The following is a 16,538-nucleotide window of genomic DNA, read 5'->3' as shown; positions in this document are numbered from 1 at the left end:
TCTCATTCCCCCTTATATAAACACGCAATCATCTGCTGTAAATCTTGAAGTGAAAGCTGTAATACTTTACTTTCATTTACAATTTCTTCAGCTTTACTTTCCAATAGACGTAGCCGCTGTTCTTTTAATAGTTCATTATTTTTACGTGAAACATAAGTCCCCTTCCCAGCGACAGTTTCTATATATCCTTCTTTTTCGAGCTCCTCGTACGCACGCTTCGTTGTAATTACACTAATTTGTAATTCCTTTGCTAAACTACGAATAGACGGTAATTGGTCTCCACCCTTTAAACCACCATTTAAAATAAGCTGGCTTAATTGTTTCCTTATTTGCACATAAATAGGGTCTTGGGAAGAATTCGAAATAATAATATTCATGTTCTCCTCCAGTGTGTATATACTGTGTATACCTTATATACACAGTATATACACAGCATCCTATTTTTGGCAAGAAAAAAAGACCAACATTTTCCTGTTGGTCTTTCGTATATGTATCACTTTTCAAAGCGATCTAACATCTCGTCTCTCATTCCGAAACTAACTACCGCAATTCCTATATACATAAACAGAAGGAATGCCGGATGAACTGTGTTGTACCAGCTGCTATCGACAATTAAATAAATCGTTAAAGCTACAACAAGAACAAACGCTAAGATAAACATATAAAAGTGTCTTGTACTACCCATAATAAACTCCTCTCTTCTCACTTCACCATTCAACAGTATATTTTATCGAATAATTGGATATGACTCAAGGTTAACTTTCTGTTATGTAATCAAGTTCCACCTTTACAATGTCCTCACATGCTATTGAAATGATTGTTCCTTGTTTATCAATCGCCGTTACTTCTCTATTATCCATTACACGATGTGCTACTCTTTCTAGTACTTTCCCTTGATCTCGATAACAAAATTCTTTTATATCTTTAATTGTTTCTCCATTTTCTAAATGGTATACCATTCTATAACACCGATATCCCACACTTTCACCCCCCCAAACTTGTTCGTTTTTTCACATATACATAAAAATGAGTAATTTTCGCCTCATCACATCTTCTTAATTTCAATAAAATTCTAACAAAAATAAATACTTTTATCAAACCGACTTTTTCAACAAAATCACCTATGAAACTGCTTCTTTACAGCAATATGAAACAAAAAATATAAATTTTTAACATTTTTTTCACTATTTCTGCATACATTCTCCAAACAAAAAAAGAACCCGCATACAGCGAGTTCTTTTTTATTCCAATCAAACTTGTACAGGAGCTAGCTTTTCATAACGTAAAACAGGTTTACGTGCAGCCAGCGTTTCGTCTAAACGTTTAATGACTGTAGTATGCGGTGCTTCTTGTACAACTTCTGGATTTTCTTCTACTTCTTTAGCAATTTGAATCATCTTATCAATGAAACCGTCTAATGTTTCTTTTGATTCTGTTTCTGTTGGCTCAATCATAATACATTCTTCCACATTTAATGGGAAGTAAATTGTTGGTGGATGGTAACCGAAATCAAGCAGACGTTTTGCAATATCTAATGTACGTACACCAAGTTTCTTTTGACGACGACCTGATAATACAAATTCATGCTTACAATGTCTATCGAATGGAAGATCATAAAATGGTGCTAATCTTCTCATCATGTAGTTCGCATTTAATACAGCATACTCAGTTACTGCACGTAGTCCATCTGGACCCATAGAACGAATATATGTGTATGCACGAACGTTAATTCCGAAGTTACCATAGAATGGTTTCACACGCCCAATTGCTTCTGGACGATCATAGTTAAAGTGATAGCCATTTTCCGTTTTCTCTAAAATTGGTTTTGGTAAGTACGGAATTAAATCAGCTTTCACACCTACTGGACCAGAACCTGGGCCACCGCCACCGTGAGGACCTGTAAATGTTTTATGAAGGTTTAAATGCACAACGTCAAATCCCATATCTCCTGGGCGTGCTTGGCTTAATACTGCATTTAAGTTTGCACCATCATAGTATAATTTACCGCCTGCATTATGGACGATTTCTGCCATTTCTAAAATATTTTCTTCGAATAAGCCTAACGTATTCGGATTTGTTAACATAAGTGCTGCTGTTTCTTCGTTTACAACACGTTTTAAGTCTTCTAAATCAACAAGGCCATGTTCATTTGATTTTACTGTAATTGTTTCAAAACCAGCTACTGTTGCAGACGCTGGATTCGTTCCGTGAGCAGAGTCAGGAACAATTACTTTCGTACGGTTAAAGTCACCATTTGCTTCATGGTATGCACGGATTAACATTAAACCTGTCCATTCTCCGTGTGCACCAGCTGCTGGTTGTAATGTAACAGTATCCATACCTGTAATTTCAATTAGATGCTCTTGCAAGTCGTACATTAATTCCATTGCACCTTGTACTGTCTTTTCATCTTGAAGGGGATGAATATTTGCAAATCCAGGGAAACGAGCTACACTCTCATTAATTTTCGGATTATATTTCATCGTACAAGATCCAAGTGGATAGAAACCAGAATCTACGCCGTGGTTACGGTTTGAAAGTGCTGTATAGTGGCGCATAATGTCAAGTTCAGATACTTCTGGTAGCTCTGCATCTTCTACTCGAATATAATCGCTCTCAAACACATCTTCTAGTTTCACTTCTTCTACATCCATTTTGGGTAAGCTATATCCTACGCGTCCTTCTTTACTCACTTCAAAGATAAGTGCTTGGTCTTGGTTCTTCATTGGATAGCCCCCATTTCGTTTACAAGTGTGTCAATTTCCTCTTTTGTACGAAGCTCAGTTACTGCTACAAGCATATGATTTTCATGCTCTTTATAATCACGGCCTAGGTCATAACCACCGATAATATTCTTTTGTAGTAATGCATCATTTACTTCTTTTACTGGACGTTTGCAATCTACAACGAACTCATTGAAGAATGGGCCAGCAAATGTTACAGCGAAGCCTTTCGCTTCGAATTGGCGTTTTGCATATTGTGCTTTAGAAATGTTTTGACGTGCCATTTCTTTCACACCTTGTTTTCCAAGTGCCGTCATTGCAACAGAAGCTGCTAATGCGTTTAACGCTTGGTTTGAACAAATGTTAGATGTCGCTTTATCACGACGAATATGCTGTTCACGTGCTTGTAACGTTAATACAAACCCACGTTTACCTTCTGAATCTACAGTTTGTCCTACAAGACGTCCTGGAATTTTACGCATAAATGCTTTCGTTGTTGCAAAGTAACCACAGTGTGGTCCACCAAACTGCGTTGGAATACCGAATGGTTGTGCATCACCGATTACAATATCAGCACCAAATTTCCCTGGTGGTGTTAATGCGCCTAATGATAATGGATTTGAAGAAACGATGAATAATGATTTTTGTTGATGAACGATTTTTTCGATATCAGCTAACTTTTCAACTTGTCCGAAGAAGTTTGGATATTGAACGATTACACAAGCAACTGTATCGTCTACTTCACTTTGTAATACATCTAAATCTGTTACACCATCTTTATGATTAATTTCAACAACTTCTAGATTTTGACCTTTTGCATATGTTTCAAGTACTGCTCTTGATTCTGGGTGCACTGCACTAGATACAAGAATTTTCTTTTTGCGAGTATGACCAGCTGCTAGCATTGCCGCTTCAGCTAAAGCCGTACCTCCGTCATACATAGAAGAGTTTGCTACATCCATTCCTGTTAATTCACAAATCATCGTTTGGAATTCAAAAATTGCTTGTAATTCCCCTTGTGAAATTTCTGGTTGGTATGGCGTGTAAGCTGTATAGAATTCTGAACGAGAAATAACATGATCAACAATTACTGGAGCGTAATGATCGTATACACCAGCTCCTAAGAAAGAAGCGTATTCTTTTAAGTTCGCATTTTTGCTAGCCATTTGAGATAACTCTTTTAAAAGTTCTGGCTCAGATTTTGCTTCTTTAATTTTTAAATCCCCTTTAAAACGAACACTCTCTGGAATATCAGCGAATAATTCGTCGATCGTTTGAACGCCGATCGTTTGTAACATTTCTTTTTTGTCTTCTTCTGTCATTGGAAGATAACGATGCAACATGAAATCTACCCCTCTCCCCGTTACTTTGAACGTTTATAAAATGGTGTTGGAACAACTACTGCTTTGACGCGTTTATTACGAATTTCAATTTCTACTTCTGTATCAACTGCTGCGTATTTTACATCAATTAGTGCTAAACCAATGCTTTTCTTTAACGTTGGAGATTGTGTACCACTCGTTACTTCCCCGATTTTTTCTTCTCCTACAAATACAGGATAATGCGTACGAGGAATACCGCGTTCGATTACTTCGATGCCGACTAATTTACGAGATGCACCGTTTTCTTTTTGCTCTTTTAACGTTTCTTTTCCAAAGAAGTCTGCTTCTTTGTTTGGTTTTACCGCAAAGCCAATTCCTGCTTCAATCGGTGTAATATCTTTTGATAATTCTTGTCCGTATAACGGAAGTGTTGCTTCAAAGCGAAGTGTATCACGAGCACCTAAACCACATGCCTTTAAGCCCTCTTCTGCTCCAACTTCAAGAAGTTTCTCCCAAAGTTTTGCAGCATCTTCACTCTTACAGTAAATTTCAAATCCATCTTCACCTGTGTAACCTGTACGAGATACAAGTGCTGGAATTCCATCTACAAGAATATCGTTTTTAAATTTAAAGAACTTAATCTCTTTCAAATCTTCTGACACAACTTTTTGTAAAATGCCTTCTGCTTTTGGTCCTTGAATTGCAAGCTGCGCAACTTCACTAGAAACATTGACTACTTTCGCATCGCCAATTACATGACTTGCTAACCATTCGTAATCTTTCTCGATATTTGATGCATTGATTACTAATAAATAGTCTTCTTCACCACGTTTGTAGATTAATAAATCATCTACTGTGCCACCATTTTCGTAGCACATAGCTGTATATTGTGCGCCTCCTACCTTTAAGGTAGATACGTCATTTGTAACAACACGTTGTAAAAATGCTAAACTATCTACACCTTTTACTTCAACTTCTCCCATATGAGACACATCGAACAAACCTGCCGCTGTACGAACAGCTTCATGTTCTTCTTTAATGCTTGAAAATTGAACTGGTAATTCCCAACCACCGAAGTCGATTGTTTTCCCACCATACTTCGCGTATACATCAAATAACGGTGTACGTTGTAATGTAATCATGCTCTCTCCCCCTTATGCTCTGACAAATCAATAAAAGTTGTTTCCCTTATCTAAACATTTTCATTCTGAAAAGATAGGATATACGGAATCTCATTATATTTTTTTATGAAAGCGTAAATAAAAAATCACTTTCTTGGATAAAATACGAAAGATTCCACACATTTCACACCATTATCCTAACATTATTCGCTATATTTCATCAATATTCTAGCATAAAAAATAATTTAGAATTTTTTATGTTAAAACTTAATTAATACAACTTGTAAGATTTACTACTTTATTATTGTCTATCATGTAGCCTTTCATAACGATAATAATGCCTTCTTTCAGGGCAAATCATCATACATTAAAAAATAATTATTTTAGTTTATAAAGGGTGGGAGAGCGTAATGAATGTCGATATTTCCGTAGATCGGACGTGGCAAAACAATTTTTTAAATAGAATTGACGAAGATGGGCCTTGGACAAACTGGGATTTATATCATTTAGCTTATGAAACAGAAAAATCGTTACTAGTTCCTACTTTCGATGGACTACAAGCACCAAAACATTTATCCCATTTCACACCGCTTCCTCATCAATTAGAGGTCGCTCAAAATGTTATTGAACAAATGAATGGTAAAGCGATACTAGCAGATGAAGTAGGGCTTGGAAAAACGATTGAGGCTGGACTTATTTTAAAAGAATATATGGTGCGCGGCCTTGTGAAAAAAGTACTCATACTCGTTCCTGCTTCTCTCGTCTCACAATGGGCATACGAACTGAATACAAAGTTTTTCATTCCCGCTGTAGCCCAAAAGAAAAGCTACTCGTGGGAGCAAGCCGATGTGATTGTCTCATCAATTGATACTGCGAAACGTTCACCACATCGCGATATCGTTTTGAATTTAGAATACGATCTTATTATTATCGATGAAGCACATAAACTTAAAAATAATAAAACAAAAAACTATGAATTTGCACAGCGATTAAAAAAGAAGTTTTGTTTATTACTAACCGCAACTCCTGTTCAAAATAAGATTGATGAAATTTTCAACCTTGTTTCTTTATTAAAACCAGGACATTTAGGCAATCAATCCAACTTTGAAGAATACTACGCTTCAAAAAATCGCTCAGCCGAATCCGATGAAGATTTAAAAGCTCTCATTAACAAAGTAATGGTTCGAAATAGACGCCATAATACCGGAATTGATTGGCCGAAGAGGCATGTACGTACAATTTTTGTTGAGTTTAATGAGGAAGAGCAAGCTTTGTATAATGGAATTGAAAATTGGCGAGGACAAGATGCCTTCACATCTGCTTTCTCATCATTAACTTTAAAACGCGAGGCATGTAGTAGCCGTGAAGCTGTGTACTATTCATTGAAAAAGCATGTAGAAAAACGACAGAAAGAAAATGAGCACTATATAAAAGACCCACATATTGATGTGCTAATGGACAAAATTAATCATATTCCTTTCAACTCAAAAGCAAATAAAGCTCTTGAGCTTATAAAAGAAATTGACGATAAAGTCGTCATTTTTACAGAATATCGAGCATCGCAAATGTACTTACAATGGTTTTTACAGCAGCACGGCATTTCTTCCGTTCCGTTTCGCGGCGGATTTAAACGCGGAAAAAAAGATTGGATGAAAGAACTTTTCCAAAACCATGCACAAGTATTAATTGCAACAGAAGCTGGTGGAGAAGGAATTAACTTACAGTTTTGTAGCCATATGATTAATTATGACTTGCCATGGAATCCAATGAGACTCGAGCAAAGAATTGGACGTATTCACCGCCTTGGTCAAAAAAATGATGTCCATATTTATAACTTAGCTACAAAGCATACTGTTGAAGAACACATTTTGAAACTGTTATATGAAAAAATCAACTTATTTGAGCGCGTTATCGGTGAACTCGATGAAATTTTGACAAGAATAAATATGAAAAACATCGATGCGCATATTCAAGAAATTTTCGCACAATCAAAAAGCGAAGGTGAAATTCGAATTAAGATGGAAAACTTAACATCTATTATCGACTTTGCGAAACGAAACGAAGCTGAGGTGCAAGGCTATGCAGCAACATGAAATTCATAATTACTTATACAATTTCTTTGAGGCGAATAACTGTGAAATTTTAGGACGTTCTCCTCATCTACTAGACGTGCAATTAACAATTGAAATGGATAAATTATTAATGAATCGCCCTTTTTATTGGCACTATCTTGAAAAAACAGGAGGCGTACCGAATCCGATGCGCCTCACCCTTATTACAAATCCCGAAACTGAAGAAAATGATGGTGAGCTTATTCACTACGGTTCACCACGACTACATCAAATTTTCCAGACGACAAAAGAACTAGGCTCTTACATACGCTTATATGAGGAAGTAAAACATAACGGAGCAACACATACCCCCCTCCATCCTTGGCTCGGGGTAAATGTAAAAGTGTCCTACCAATGTGATCGAAAAAAAGACATTCTTCACTCCATTGGTATTCATCTCATCTCTGGAACAATGATTGCGAACTTTCATGAAACATTAACAAACATTAAACTCACACCGAAAATACCTGACTTTTGTTTTACTCTCTCTCCTATCATTAAGCCTCAAAGTGGCTTACAACGTATAGAGGACGCTTTAAAAAATATAATTGCAGAAGATGACCATACGTGGGCGAAAGAAGCGAGAGTACGCTGGAATCACGATTTAGATCTTTTAAATCGTTTTTACGAAGATAGTGATGAACTTCCTGAAAGCTATGAAATTGAAAAACAAGCCCTGCAAGAACAGTATGAACCACGCATTACAGTTCAAATTATTAACGGTGGCCTCTTTTATGTTACCGCCAATCATTTTTTATCTTAAAGAAGCTCCTTCCGTGTTAGAAGGAGCTTTCTTTTTAGTCATTTCCTATCCTACTCTCTATCGCCACTACGCTCTTGCTGATTTTTCTGTGCCATACGTTTCTGATGTGCACGATCCTTTGCGCTCACATGATTTGCATCAGTTGGAAGATTTTCTTTTGAACGACCAATTCCATTGCTCATCTTTTCCCCTCCTTTTTACATCTTTCAGAATACACGTTTATTTTCAGCTAGAGATACAATCCTTATACAAAAAAATAAGAGCAGCCATTAGCTACTCTTACTCATTCACATATTTTTGAAACATATCATGGATGCCTTGATTTACGAGGTTCGAGATCTGTTCGTCAGATTTATTCGGATAACGATCACGTAATCTGATAGATGCCTTCACCATTAAATTTTCTAATACAGAACGGCCACCTTCTCCATAAATAATTTCAGCATACTTAACAAGCCTTCCATCCTCTAATGTTGCTGGATTATGATTGAAGAAAAATTTACTCATTGTCTCCACCTCTCTCTTTGATAACGTTTACATTTATATAAATCATTTATGTTATTTATTTCACAATATTGTATGCAAGTATATTTAATTAGTTTCATTATAAAGCAACATATCGATAGTAAATATATTATTTTTCGTCCGTTTTGTGAACAATCCGAAAAAATGAAAGCGTTTCCTTTATTATATACTAAAAAAACTTACTACGCTAGGGGCAATTTTTCAATCTATTAATTCCAAAAAATTAATATACTTTCGTTTTTCCGATTAAACCTTATACAATTTCCAGAAATTATATTATAAAATATATGTATGACTTAAGGAGGTTCTATATGAATCAAAATAAAAAAGCTATATTAGATCTCATCTTTTATCTCGTATTCCCATTCCTTATTTGGAAATTTGCAAAGCCCTATATCGATCCTTATTACGCAATGTTAATCTCATCTGTTCCTGGGATTATTTATACACTGTATACGTTTAAAAAGGAAAAGCAGTTTAACGTAACAGGATTTTTTATTTTAGTTACACTCATTGCTAATACGACGGTAGATCTATTATCTGGATCGGCTGAACGAATGTTGTGGAACGATGCCTATTATCATATCGTGCTTGGCATTATCGTCATATGTTCAATTTTTATAAAAAAGCCACTTATGTTATATTTTGCTGCAGACATCGCAGCACTGCAAGGCCATGACCGCGATAAAAGTCGAGAGCTTTATCGCGATAGTCGTATATATCCAGCACTGCAATATTTAACACTATTTTTCGGGCTGCAATTTATATTAAAAAGCTTCTTAAAAATTTATTTCATCTCAGTTTTCGGGGTAGATGGCTACGGCGAAATGAGAGCAATTATGACTGCTGTCGGATGGGGTATTTCTATTTGTATCGGAATAGGATTCGTATGGGTGAACAATAAAATACATGCAGTTACTGAGGAAAAAGAATCCGTGCAGTAAAAGAAAATCCCCTAGTATATGATGCTACTAGGGGATTTTCTTTTTGCTAGACATATGACTAAAAGTTAACTTGATTTTTTTCTCTTACTTTTTACGTTTCGATAAAACAAAGCAGCACTAAGTGGCATAACACCAAACCACTTATTCAAAAATGGCTCTTTTTCAGCACGGCGTTGGTCTTTCTTTTGCTTACGATCTTCTTTTGGAGCATCCATATACGACACAAACTGCTGCGTCACAAAGCGTACATAATCATTAGTAGACATATTATCATCACCTCTACTTGATTAGTATGTCCACTTTTTTATACATTAATCTTCGCCTTTAATTCATTCATAATTTGTTCTATCGACTTATTTGTCGTATCAATATAAATCTCTGCCTCCTCATAATAAGCTCGGCGCGATTCAAATTTCGTTACAAATGCCTCGATATCTTTCTTCTGAAATAATGGACGTGTCGTATCTTCACGAAGTCTCTCTGCAATTACATACGGATCGCAATATAAATACACGACAGTTCCGTTCTCTTTCATCCACTTTCGATTTTCCGCTCGTTCAATAATTCCTCCACCAGTTGTAATAATGACATTATGAACCGGTAGTGAACGTAGCATTTCACTTTCATATTCCCGAAAAGCGATTTCTCCTTCTTCGGCAAAAATATGTCGAATCGACTTTTCTTGCTCTTCTTCGATTTTTTGATCTGTATCTACAACTTCCATATGAAGTTCTTTACTTAACGCTTTTCCAATTGTTGTTTTCCCAGCTCCCATATAGCCCGTTATGTATATAGATTTCATTTTCGTTCCTCTCAATCATCCTTTGTTATTTGTTATTATAACGAAAGATTACACTATTTAATAAAAAAACGTTTCGTTCTCCTTATCCAATGGAGAACAAAACGTAATATACTCGCTTTTACTTATAAGTACCTCTTCTCACCCACTGCGTTGCAATCCATTTCTCACCTTTCGTTACAGGGGCTCCTCCATGTAACGTAAGCTCATTTAGTGATTGGTCTTGATAGAAATACTCAAAGTATACTGCCATTCCCTTTCTAGGGTGCACAGAAAGATTTAATTTTGGAAAGTATGTTTCTCCGCCTTCTTCTACATCATTTAAGTACATCACAAGAGTACTGATACGATTATTAGCAGCTGATCTACTATGTTCTGCAAAATAATCATAATGTGCTTTATATTGTTGATCCACTTCATAATTTAAAATGTGCAATCCTTCTCCATGCGACGCAGGAACATTCATGATAGATGAAATTCGTTTTTCAATCTTCGCAGTAAGTTCATTATCATCCAAAAATGCACCTTTACTCGTTCGAATATCATTTACATCACGTGATGAACCAACTTTAGAACGCGCCAACTTATTTTTAGACAATTCGATCAATTTATCGCACTCTTCATCACTTAATACATTTCCTAACACGACAATAAGAGGTTCTTCGAATTTTGAAATAATGTGTATTTCCCTATCTTCCGTCATAATCTTATTTCCTGTATGATCAAAAATAGTTTGTTCCTTATTTTCGCCTATTTGATTGTTATTTGTCATTTCCCTATTCTCCTAAAAAAAAATGATTGGATAGCATGAATATATCATATTCTTTCTACCTTTCTCTTTTTTGAGAAAATTTAAACTTTCAATTGTTTTATTTATCCATTTCCTTTTAAAAAACAACCCATTTTAAAATGAGAAATTATGGTTTTTATCCGTATATTTTACATACTATCCTTCTATCCAATCGAATATTTTCTCATCTTTTTTTCTATACCGAAAGCTTACCGTATAGAAAACTTCTGGTTTTATTTTGCACTGCAACGAAACGAAAATAGAATCGTTTCCAAGGACATACTTTCCACTCGCCTGTCCTTTTTCATATTGAAAGAAAAATGTACCATCTATTTCTGTTTTCTGTAAGTCTACTTTTATATCTGTAATTGCTCGATTAAGCAACTCCTCCACTAAAAATTTTTTCTCTATTTCAATATAAAATTTCTTATCAGAAAGCAACATATTCGTTTCGTATACAAAAAAAGAAGTTAATAAAACAAGAAAAATGATTGTTGCTGGCATTGTAAATCCACCTTGTTTTCTCATTCCCTTATTTCCATTTCGCTATATCGTACAGCTACACCTTCATATATTTTCCCGTTAGTATCTTTCACATTTATAAAGAGCAAGTGAGGAGTTAGTTTGTACGAAACCATTCCAACCTTTTGTAATAAAACTTCCCTTCCACGCATATTCACTTTTCTTATAAGGTAATTATTCACTTTTTCATACATCACTTCATCCCCATTGCGTAGACGGAAGCGCAAAATACTATCTTTCTCTTCAAGTACCCTTATATTTTCTCCAGATGATACTTCACGAAACTCTAATTGTACTTGCCCTAAAAACACATCCCACTCCCACTCATTTAATCCTTTTAACTGTTTATTTTCCATTCCGATAAAATGAAAACTTGGTAAGAGTAAAAAGAACAGTGATAACAAAAACAGACATACGATCATTTCTATTAATGTAAATCCAATTTCTAATTTATTTTTTCTCCCGCATAAAAGCATTGTTCCATCATTCTTCCTTTCACATCCTTCCACATAACACAAACTTCATTTCCTCCCCAATATGTGTAATATACAATTTCGTTAATCGCTTTTTCTTTTACTCGCCTTTCCTCATTCTCATACATATATAAAGCTGCTTCTTTTTTTAATAATGCAAATGCCTTATAGCGGATTTGTATATTTTTTCTTTCTTGCATAACCAATACTGTTTGCGGCAGTAATAACGATACCGCCATCATTAGTAAGCTTAACGATACAAGCATTTCAGCCATCACTGATCCTTTTTGACATTTCACGATACGTAAATCTCCCTCTTCCAAGCTGAAATACAATCTCATATTTATAACTTCGATATGAAAGTAAAATCGTACCACCCTTATTAATATTTCCGCTCGGATTATATGTCATCGGATTTGGAAAAGTATGCAAATCAATTTGTATATCGTTATCATAGTCTCTCTTCACAATAAAATGCTCCGTACCTGATTCCCCAATGTAGTACACGTTCTTCTCCTTATACCATCGTAACGTATAATACTTTTGACGGTTTATCGCTAATTGCTGCATATACAAAATATCATTTGAAAACTGTTTCAAAAATTGTTCAACTTTTTGTTTTTCATATAATGAATGAACGTTAAAATACGTAACCATGCTCAATACAGAAATTATAAATAGAACGAGCAACATTTCTAAAAGAGTAAATCCTTTTTGTTTCACAATGCCCCGACAGATACTGTACCATTATCTGAAATATAAATTGCTTCACCATTCGGACACTTATCAGCTGTAATATATTTTCCTTCTGTTAGTTCTTTTAACGATGGAATTTTATTGTATTGTAATTGGTACACTTGTATTTGCGTTTCTACAGATTTCACATATGCTGCACACCCTTTTCCTTGGACAGATGAGCGCTGTGTAACTACATTTGGAATAATTAATAGTAATAATACAGTTATGACAACCATAACTAATAACATTTCTAAAAGAGTAAATCCTTCCTCATTCTGCATGTAAATGCCTCCTAAATGGAATTCATCATTTGAAACATCGGCATAACCATCGCTAAATACATCAGAATGATTATCCCTCCAATACATGTAAATAAAATTGGTTGAATGATAACTAACATATGTTTCATTTTTTGTTCCAGCTTTTCCATAACAAGATTGCTATAGTCACCTAATTCAATGGCTAAATTACCGTTTGCTTGTCCATGCGTAATAATATAAGAAAGTTCTTTCTCATAATAAGCACTTTTAGCAATGATAGATTGTAAGGACTCTCCTGCAATTAATTGTCGTTCAATCCGGCCCGCTTCATACTGAAAGAACGGATGATATTTTTGTTCCATCATTATTGTTAACGCTTCAAGCACTGATAGTCCGCCGTATAATAGGCCGCTCAATTGAGTGGCGAAATAATGCGAATACTTTAAAATAAGAAATGTTTTTAAGAGGGGAATACGAAGCATGATTTTTATCTGTTGAATATGTGGGAGTTTCCGAAAATAAAACATGTATAAACTATACCCAATAATAATGATAAGAATAATGCTAAACATAATATAAGGTATAAGTTTAATTGCACTTAAAATTTGTTCTGTAAGTAGCGGTGCTGTAGAACCGAACGAACTATACACCATTTCAACCTGTGGTAATAAGATGAGGTTGAAAACAGCAAGCATAATCATTAAAAAGAATGCCAAAAATATAGGATACTGCATTATTTTCATCATATCTTTCCTATACTTAGCTTTCTTATAAAGAAGTGCACTCCCTTGTTGCAATGCAAATGAAATATCACCATGTTGCTCGGCATAAAATAAATAACTTAACATCTCCTGATGAAACATTAATTGATGAAAAGAATCGTGTAGACTTTTCCCATCTTTTAACCCATCAATCATGCGCTGTAATTGTACCCTCTTTCCTAAAGGTAATTGAAAGCGCAAAAATTCTAATGCTTGTAAAAGGGAGTAACCTTTTTCTAATAGTTCTCCTAACCGTTTCAACAATACTACTTGATCACTTAAACGCCATGTTTTCTTAAACATAAACATCTTCTTCTAAAAATCCTAAAACGTATCCTTTTCGTATCGAAGATTCTAATGTTTCATGTTTATACGTAACACATTCTCCGTTCGCCTCTTTAATCGCTTGTTTTAACTCATGTCCATCTAACAACTCATACACGCTCGCTTGTCTTACTTGCCTCATTGATTTACATAAAGTTGAGCACTTTCCTCTACAAAAAGGACACTTCAATTCAACAAGTCGTTGTGCAGCTACTGCCAATAAAGATTGTTCAATTTCTTGCCTCGTTATGCCATAATCCATAAATCGTAGTATCGCTCCTTTCGCATCATTAGTATGCAACGTCGTCATTACTAAATGTCCAGTCAAACTTGCTCTTACTGCTATTTTTGCTGTTTCTTCATCTCGGATTTCACCAACTAATATAATATCTGGGTCATGGCGTAAAATAGCCTTTAATCCAGTCTCATATGTGATACCTGCTTTTTCATTTATTTGAATTTGTAATAAGCCATCCTTTCTTTTTTCAACTGGATCTTCAAGTGTCACAATGCGACGTGTTTTCCTTTTTCTCATTACCTCTAATAATGCATACATTGTCGTTGTCTTTCCAGATCCTGTCGGTCCAGTAAATACGAGTAACCCATGTGAATAACGTAAAAAAGAGAGTAGCTTTTCCGCCGTACTTGGAAACAACGAGAGATGAGATAGTGGCTGCACAGATGCTTGTAAATGAAGGCGAATCACGAGACTTTCTTGATATACTGTTGGAAGTGTTGAAAGGCGTAAATACACTTCTTGTCCATCAATTTGTAAATACAATGAACCATTTTGTGGCTTCCGTCTCTCACCTATATCCATTGAAGCTAAAAATTTAAAGTGCGAAACAAGCTTTTCTCCAAATTCCTTTTCAATGCGCTGTTTTGTAATTAAATCTTTTCCTATGCGTAGTTGAACCGCTACATCCTTCTTCCGGGGCACAATATGTAGGTCCGATGCTTGCACCCTACACGCTTCTTTCAAGATCCTATTCGCAAAGCTTTCGATTCCATTCATCACTTTTCCCCTCCTTACTATGTATATAGCATGAAAAAACACGCAAGAAAAATTAGAACTTTTGTATTTTCAATAGAGAAAAAAGGGAAAATATGTTTGTGAAATTATGAACAATTTCTGAATTATCGTCTGAAATTACCTATACTCATGTTTATCTGTATTATAATGTTATTATCTTGGATAAAGTGATAAAGGTGGAGATCCTCATGGAACAAGCTTTAAAAATTACAGGCGTATTATCTGATCCAACTCGTTATTACATTTATAAATATATTTCTCAAAAACATAGTTACGTGACTGTACAAGAAATTGCAGATGAGTTTGACATTCATCCAAACGTAGCACGTTTACATTTATCTAAATTAGAAGATGTTCATATGCTAAAATCAGAAACAAAGAAAACTGGAAAAGGTGGAAGACCAAGCAGATTATATGTATTATCTGAAGATGTGATCCAATTGCAATTCCCATTCCGTGATTATCAATTATTAGCAAAAATAGCGTTTAATTCTCTCCTTAGCCTTGGGGCTGCTGGTGAAAAAGCGCTATACGAAACAGGAAAACAATTTGGAACGGAATTAATGCAACAACATATGCAGCGCTTAAATGTAAGGGAAGATGATTTAACAGTAGAACAAAAAGTTCAAATTGCAAAAGAAGCATTCTCAACAGCTGGCTTATCACCTGCATTTGAATTAAGTGCAGATGGAACAAAAATTTTCTATGATGTACACAATTGTCCATTTAAAGAAGTTGCTGTTCATCACCCAACTGAAATTTGTAATATGCATGGAGATATGATGAAAGGAATTTTTGAAATCCTATTCCCTAACATGGAATTAACTCGGCACGATAGTTTACTAGATGGATGTAAATCTTGTAATTATAAAATGTCCATTTAAATTTCATATAAAAAAGAAGCCAGTGAAATTGGCTTCTTTTTTATATGAACGAATATTTACAATAGTAAGAAAAATAAACTATAATGAAGAGAGGTTTTACTTTTTTTAGAAAAGGAGGGAGATTGCATGGAGCGCATGTTTCGCGTTCTTGGCTTTTGGACTGGAATTTTCTCGGTTATGTTTTACGTAGGGGATATGCAACAGGCCGCACTACTATTTTTAGGACAAACAGGTTTCTTCGTACTTTTAAGTTATTTAAAATTAACAGAGCGTATGTATATATACGTATTCGGGGCATATTTAACCGTTTTCTTCATTGGATTTACATACTACACGACGTTTTTACTTGTCCCTGGAGCTGGACATTAAAAGATGGCACTTTGCCATCTTTTTTTTAATTCCGCAATTTCCTAGTTGACTTATAGGTTTTATTACCTTATATTCT

The 16,538-nt window shown here is 35.0% G+C and carries 23 protein-coding genes and 1 pseudogene; 6 read left to right on the top strand and 18 right to left on the bottom strand.

Annotation, left to right across the window (positions count from 1 at the left end):
* Positions 1-2: 2 nt before the first annotated feature.
* The 6 genes from COI75_RS11305 to gcvT form a co-directional block, all read right to left on the bottom strand.
* On the bottom strand, positions 3-377 hold the full coding sequence (locus tag COI75_RS11305) for a GntR family transcriptional regulator (RefSeq protein WP_001021355.1): 375 nt from the start codon (positions 375-377) through the stop codon (positions 3-5).
* Positions 378-493: 116 nt separating this feature from the next.
* Positions 494-685: a hypothetical protein gene (locus tag COI75_RS11300; RefSeq protein WP_000535933.1), complete on the bottom strand. Its 192-nt coding sequence runs from the start codon at positions 683-685 to the stop codon at positions 494-496.
* A 70-nt stretch (positions 686-755) separates the two neighbouring features.
* On the bottom strand, positions 756-959 hold the full coding sequence (locus COI75_RS11295; protein WP_000262494.1) for a DUF3929 family protein: 204 nt from the start codon (positions 957-959) through the stop codon (positions 756-758).
* Between the two features lie 291 nt (positions 960-1,250).
* A complete protein-coding gene (gene gcvPB, locus COI75_RS11285; protein ID WP_000795706.1) occupies positions 1,251-2,726 on the bottom strand; it encodes an aminomethyl-transferring glycine dehydrogenase subunit 2 in 1,476 nt (491 codons plus the stop codon).
* On the bottom strand, positions 2,723-4,066 hold the full coding sequence (gcvPA, locus tag COI75_RS11280; protein ID WP_000903220.1) for an aminomethyl-transferring glycine dehydrogenase subunit 1: 1,344 nt from the start codon (positions 4,064-4,066) through the stop codon (positions 2,723-2,725). The genes gcvPB and gcvPA overlap by 4 nt, the downstream gene beginning before the upstream one ends.
* Before the next feature lie 20 nt (positions 4,067-4,086).
* Positions 4,087-5,187 (bottom strand): glycine cleavage system aminomethyltransferase GcvT, encoded by a 1,101-nt coding sequence (gcvT, locus tag COI75_RS11275; protein WP_000631761.1) that lies wholly within the window; start codon positions 5,185-5,187, stop codon positions 4,087-4,089.
* A 389-nt stretch (positions 5,188-5,576) separates the two neighbouring features.
* Between gcvT and COI75_RS11270 the strand changes: the two genes are divergently transcribed.
* Together COI75_RS11270 and COI75_RS11265 are read left to right on the top strand one after the other, a co-directional pair.
* A complete protein-coding gene (locus tag COI75_RS11270) occupies positions 5,577-7,259 on the top strand; it encodes a DEAD/DEAH box helicase (protein WP_001100035.1) in 1,683 nt (560 codons plus the stop codon).
* Positions 7,246-8,040, top strand: coding sequence for a YqhG family protein (locus COI75_RS11265; RefSeq protein WP_001183976.1), 795 nt, complete (start codon positions 7,246-7,248; stop codon positions 8,038-8,040). The genes COI75_RS11270 and COI75_RS11265 overlap by 14 nt, the downstream gene beginning before the upstream one ends.
* A 50-nt stretch (positions 8,041-8,090) precedes the next feature.
* Here the strand turns inward: COI75_RS11265 and COI75_RS27280 are convergent, their stop codons facing one another.
* Positions 8,091-8,222 (bottom strand): hypothetical protein, encoded by a 132-nt coding sequence (locus tag COI75_RS27280; RefSeq protein WP_000064663.1) that lies wholly within the window; start codon positions 8,220-8,222, stop codon positions 8,091-8,093.
* 97 nt (positions 8,223-8,319) lie between these two features.
* Positions 8,320-8,547 carry a hypothetical protein gene (locus COI75_RS11255; RefSeq protein ID WP_000032698.1) on the bottom strand — a complete coding sequence of 76 codons (228 nt, stop codon included), beginning with the start codon at positions 8,545-8,547 and terminating at the stop codon, positions 8,320-8,322.
* Positions 8,548-8,619: 72 nt separating this feature from the next.
* Between COI75_RS11255 and COI75_RS11250 the strand changes: the two are divergent.
* Positions 8,620-8,738 (top strand): annotated as a pseudogene (locus tag COI75_RS11250) (GTP pyrophosphokinase).
* 138 nt (positions 8,739-8,876) lie between these two features.
* Positions 8,877-9,509: a VC0807 family protein gene (locus COI75_RS11245; RefSeq protein ID WP_001073097.1), complete on the top strand. Its 633-nt coding sequence runs from the start codon at positions 8,877-8,879 to the stop codon at positions 9,507-9,509.
* Positions 9,510-9,574: 65 nt separating this feature from the next.
* Here COI75_RS11245 and COI75_RS11240 read toward each other — a convergent pair whose 3' ends face one another.
* The 10 genes from COI75_RS11240 to comGA form a co-directional block, all read right to left on the bottom strand.
* Positions 9,575-9,775 (bottom strand): YqzE family protein, encoded by a 201-nt coding sequence (locus tag COI75_RS11240; RefSeq protein ID WP_000106077.1) that lies wholly within the window; start codon positions 9,773-9,775, stop codon positions 9,575-9,577.
* A gap of 38 nt (positions 9,776-9,813) precedes the next feature.
* A complete protein-coding gene (locus COI75_RS11235; RefSeq protein WP_000836645.1) occupies positions 9,814-10,311 on the bottom strand; it encodes a shikimate kinase in 498 nt (165 codons plus the stop codon).
* Positions 10,312-10,429: 118 nt separating this feature from the next.
* Complete coding sequence (locus COI75_RS11230; protein ID WP_000183883.1) at positions 10,430-11,080, bottom strand: 2OG-Fe(II) oxygenase; 651 nt, start codon at positions 11,078-11,080, stop codon at positions 10,430-10,432.
* A 174-nt stretch (positions 11,081-11,254) separates the two neighbouring features.
* A complete protein-coding gene (gene comGG / locus COI75_RS11225; RefSeq protein WP_033657927.1) occupies positions 11,255-11,626 on the bottom strand; it encodes a competence type IV pilus minor pilin ComGG in 372 nt (123 codons plus the stop codon).
* Positions 11,623-12,096, bottom strand: a complete 474-nt coding sequence (gene comGF, locus COI75_RS11220) for a competence type IV pilus minor pilin ComGF (protein WP_000923059.1) — start codon at positions 12,094-12,096, stop codon at positions 11,623-11,625. The genes comGG and comGF overlap by 4 nt, the downstream gene beginning before the upstream one ends.
* Complete coding sequence (locus COI75_RS11215; RefSeq protein ID WP_000829528.1) at positions 12,066-12,368, bottom strand: hypothetical protein; 303 nt, start codon at positions 12,366-12,368, stop codon at positions 12,066-12,068. The genes comGF and COI75_RS11215 overlap by 31 nt, the downstream gene beginning before the upstream one ends.
* Positions 12,361-12,816 carry a competence type IV pilus minor pilin ComGD gene (gene comGD / locus COI75_RS11210; RefSeq protein ID WP_000810400.1) on the bottom strand — a complete coding sequence of 152 codons (456 nt, stop codon included), beginning with the start codon at positions 12,814-12,816 and terminating at the stop codon, positions 12,361-12,363. Before comGD ends, COI75_RS11215 begins: the two co-directional genes overlap by 8 nt.
* Positions 12,813-13,112, bottom strand: a complete 300-nt coding sequence (gene comGC, locus COI75_RS11205; protein ID WP_001178699.1) for a competence type IV pilus major pilin ComGC — start codon at positions 13,110-13,112, stop codon at positions 12,813-12,815. Before comGC ends, comGD begins: the two co-directional genes overlap by 4 nt.
* Before the next feature lie 11 nt (positions 13,113-13,123).
* Positions 13,124-14,155: a competence type IV pilus assembly protein ComGB gene (gene comGB / locus COI75_RS11200; RefSeq protein ID WP_000475175.1), complete on the bottom strand. Its 1,032-nt coding sequence runs from the start codon at positions 14,153-14,155 to the stop codon at positions 13,124-13,126.
* A complete protein-coding gene (comGA, locus tag COI75_RS11195; protein WP_001013205.1) occupies positions 14,148-15,191 on the bottom strand; it encodes a competence type IV pilus ATPase ComGA in 1,044 nt (347 codons plus the stop codon). The genes comGB and comGA overlap by 8 nt, the downstream gene beginning before the upstream one ends.
* Positions 15,192-15,397: 206 nt before the next feature.
* Between comGA and COI75_RS11190 the strand changes: the two genes are divergently transcribed.
* Both COI75_RS11190 and COI75_RS11185 read left to right on the top strand, forming a co-directional pair.
* Positions 15,398-16,093: a helix-turn-helix transcriptional regulator gene (locus tag COI75_RS11190; RefSeq protein WP_000434121.1), complete on the top strand. Its 696-nt coding sequence runs from the start codon at positions 15,398-15,400 to the stop codon at positions 16,091-16,093.
* A 126-nt stretch (positions 16,094-16,219) separates the two neighbouring features.
* Complete coding sequence (locus COI75_RS11185; protein ID WP_000440717.1) at positions 16,220-16,462, top strand: DUF2626 domain-containing protein; 243 nt, start codon at positions 16,220-16,222, stop codon at positions 16,460-16,462.
* The last annotated feature ends 76 nt before the right edge of the window (positions 16,463-16,538 follow it).

The organism is Bacillus cereus (assembly GCF_002564555.1).
Lineage (GTDB): Bacteria > Bacillota > Bacilli > Bacillales > Bacillaceae_G > Bacillus_A > Bacillus_A cereus_K.
This window is presented reverse-complemented; position numbering and strand designations above follow the sequence as displayed.

What these genes read in the sequence shown, in the direction of transcription:
- COI75_RS11305 (WP_001021355.1), bottom strand. Translation starts at nt 377, where the DNA reads ATGAATATTATTATTTCGAATTCTTCCCAAGACCCTATTTATGTGCAA.
- COI75_RS11300 (WP_000535933.1), bottom strand. Translation starts at nt 685, where the DNA reads ATGGGTAGTACAAGACACTTTTATATGTTTATCTTAGCGTTTGTTCTT.
- COI75_RS11295 (WP_000262494.1), bottom strand. Translation starts at nt 959, where the DNA reads ATGGTATACCATTTAGAAAATGGAGAAACAATTAAAGATATAAAAGAA.
- gcvPB (WP_000795706.1), bottom strand. Translation starts at nt 2,726, where the DNA reads ATGAAGAACCAAGACCAAGCACTTATCTTTGAAGTGAGTAAAGAAGGA.
- gcvPA (WP_000903220.1), bottom strand. Translation starts at nt 4,066, where the DNA reads ATGTTGCATCGTTATCTTCCAATGACAGAAGAAGACAAAAAAGAAATG.
- gcvT (WP_000631761.1), bottom strand. Translation starts at nt 5,187, where the DNA reads ATGATTACATTACAACGTACACCGTTATTTGATGTATACGCGAAGTAT.
- COI75_RS11270 (WP_001100035.1), top strand. Translation starts at nt 5,577, where the DNA reads ATGAATGTCGATATTTCCGTAGATCGGACGTGGCAAAACAATTTTTTA.
- COI75_RS11265 (WP_001183976.1), top strand. Translation starts at nt 7,246, where the DNA reads ATGCAGCAACATGAAATTCATAATTACTTATACAATTTCTTTGAGGCG.
- COI75_RS27280 (WP_000064663.1), bottom strand. Translation starts at nt 8,222, where the DNA reads ATGAGCAATGGAATTGGTCGTTCAAAAGAAAATCTTCCAACTGATGCA.
- COI75_RS11255 (WP_000032698.1), bottom strand. Translation starts at nt 8,547, where the DNA reads ATGAGTAAATTTTTCTTCAATCATAATCCAGCAACATTAGAGGATGGA.
- COI75_RS11245 (WP_001073097.1), top strand. Translation starts at nt 8,877, where the DNA reads ATGAATCAAAATAAAAAAGCTATATTAGATCTCATCTTTTATCTCGTA.
- COI75_RS11240 (WP_000106077.1), bottom strand. Translation starts at nt 9,775, where the DNA reads ATGTCTACTAATGATTATGTACGCTTTGTGACGCAGCAGTTTGTGTCG.
- COI75_RS11235 (WP_000836645.1), bottom strand. Translation starts at nt 10,311, where the DNA reads ATGAAATCTATATACATAACGGGCTATATGGGAGCTGGGAAAACAACA.
- COI75_RS11230 (WP_000183883.1), bottom strand. Translation starts at nt 11,080, where the DNA reads ATGACAAATAACAATCAAATAGGCGAAAATAAGGAACAAACTATTTTT.
- comGG (WP_033657927.1), bottom strand. Translation starts at nt 11,626, where the DNA reads ATGAGAAAACAAGGTGGATTTACAATGCCAGCAACAATCATTTTTCTT.
- comGF (WP_000923059.1), bottom strand. Translation starts at nt 12,096, where the DNA reads ATGCTTTTATGCGGGAGAAAAAATAAATTAGAAATTGGATTTACATTA.
- COI75_RS11215 (WP_000829528.1), bottom strand. Translation starts at nt 12,368, where the DNA reads ATGGCTGAAATGCTTGTATCGTTAAGCTTACTAATGATGGCGGTATCG.
- comGC (WP_001178699.1), bottom strand. Translation starts at nt 13,112, where the DNA reads ATGCAGAATGAGGAAGGATTTACTCTTTTAGAAATGTTATTAGTTATG.
- comGB (WP_000475175.1), bottom strand. Translation starts at nt 14,155, where the DNA reads ATGTTTAAGAAAACATGGCGTTTAAGTGATCAAGTAGTATTGTTGAAA.
- comGA (WP_001013205.1), bottom strand. Translation starts at nt 15,191, where the DNA reads ATGAATGGAATCGAAAGCTTTGCGAATAGGATCTTGAAAGAAGCGTGT.
- COI75_RS11190 (WP_000434121.1), top strand. Translation starts at nt 15,398, where the DNA reads ATGGAACAAGCTTTAAAAATTACAGGCGTATTATCTGATCCAACTCGT.
- COI75_RS11185 (WP_000440717.1), top strand. Translation starts at nt 16,220, where the DNA reads ATGGAGCGCATGTTTCGCGTTCTTGGCTTTTGGACTGGAATTTTCTCG.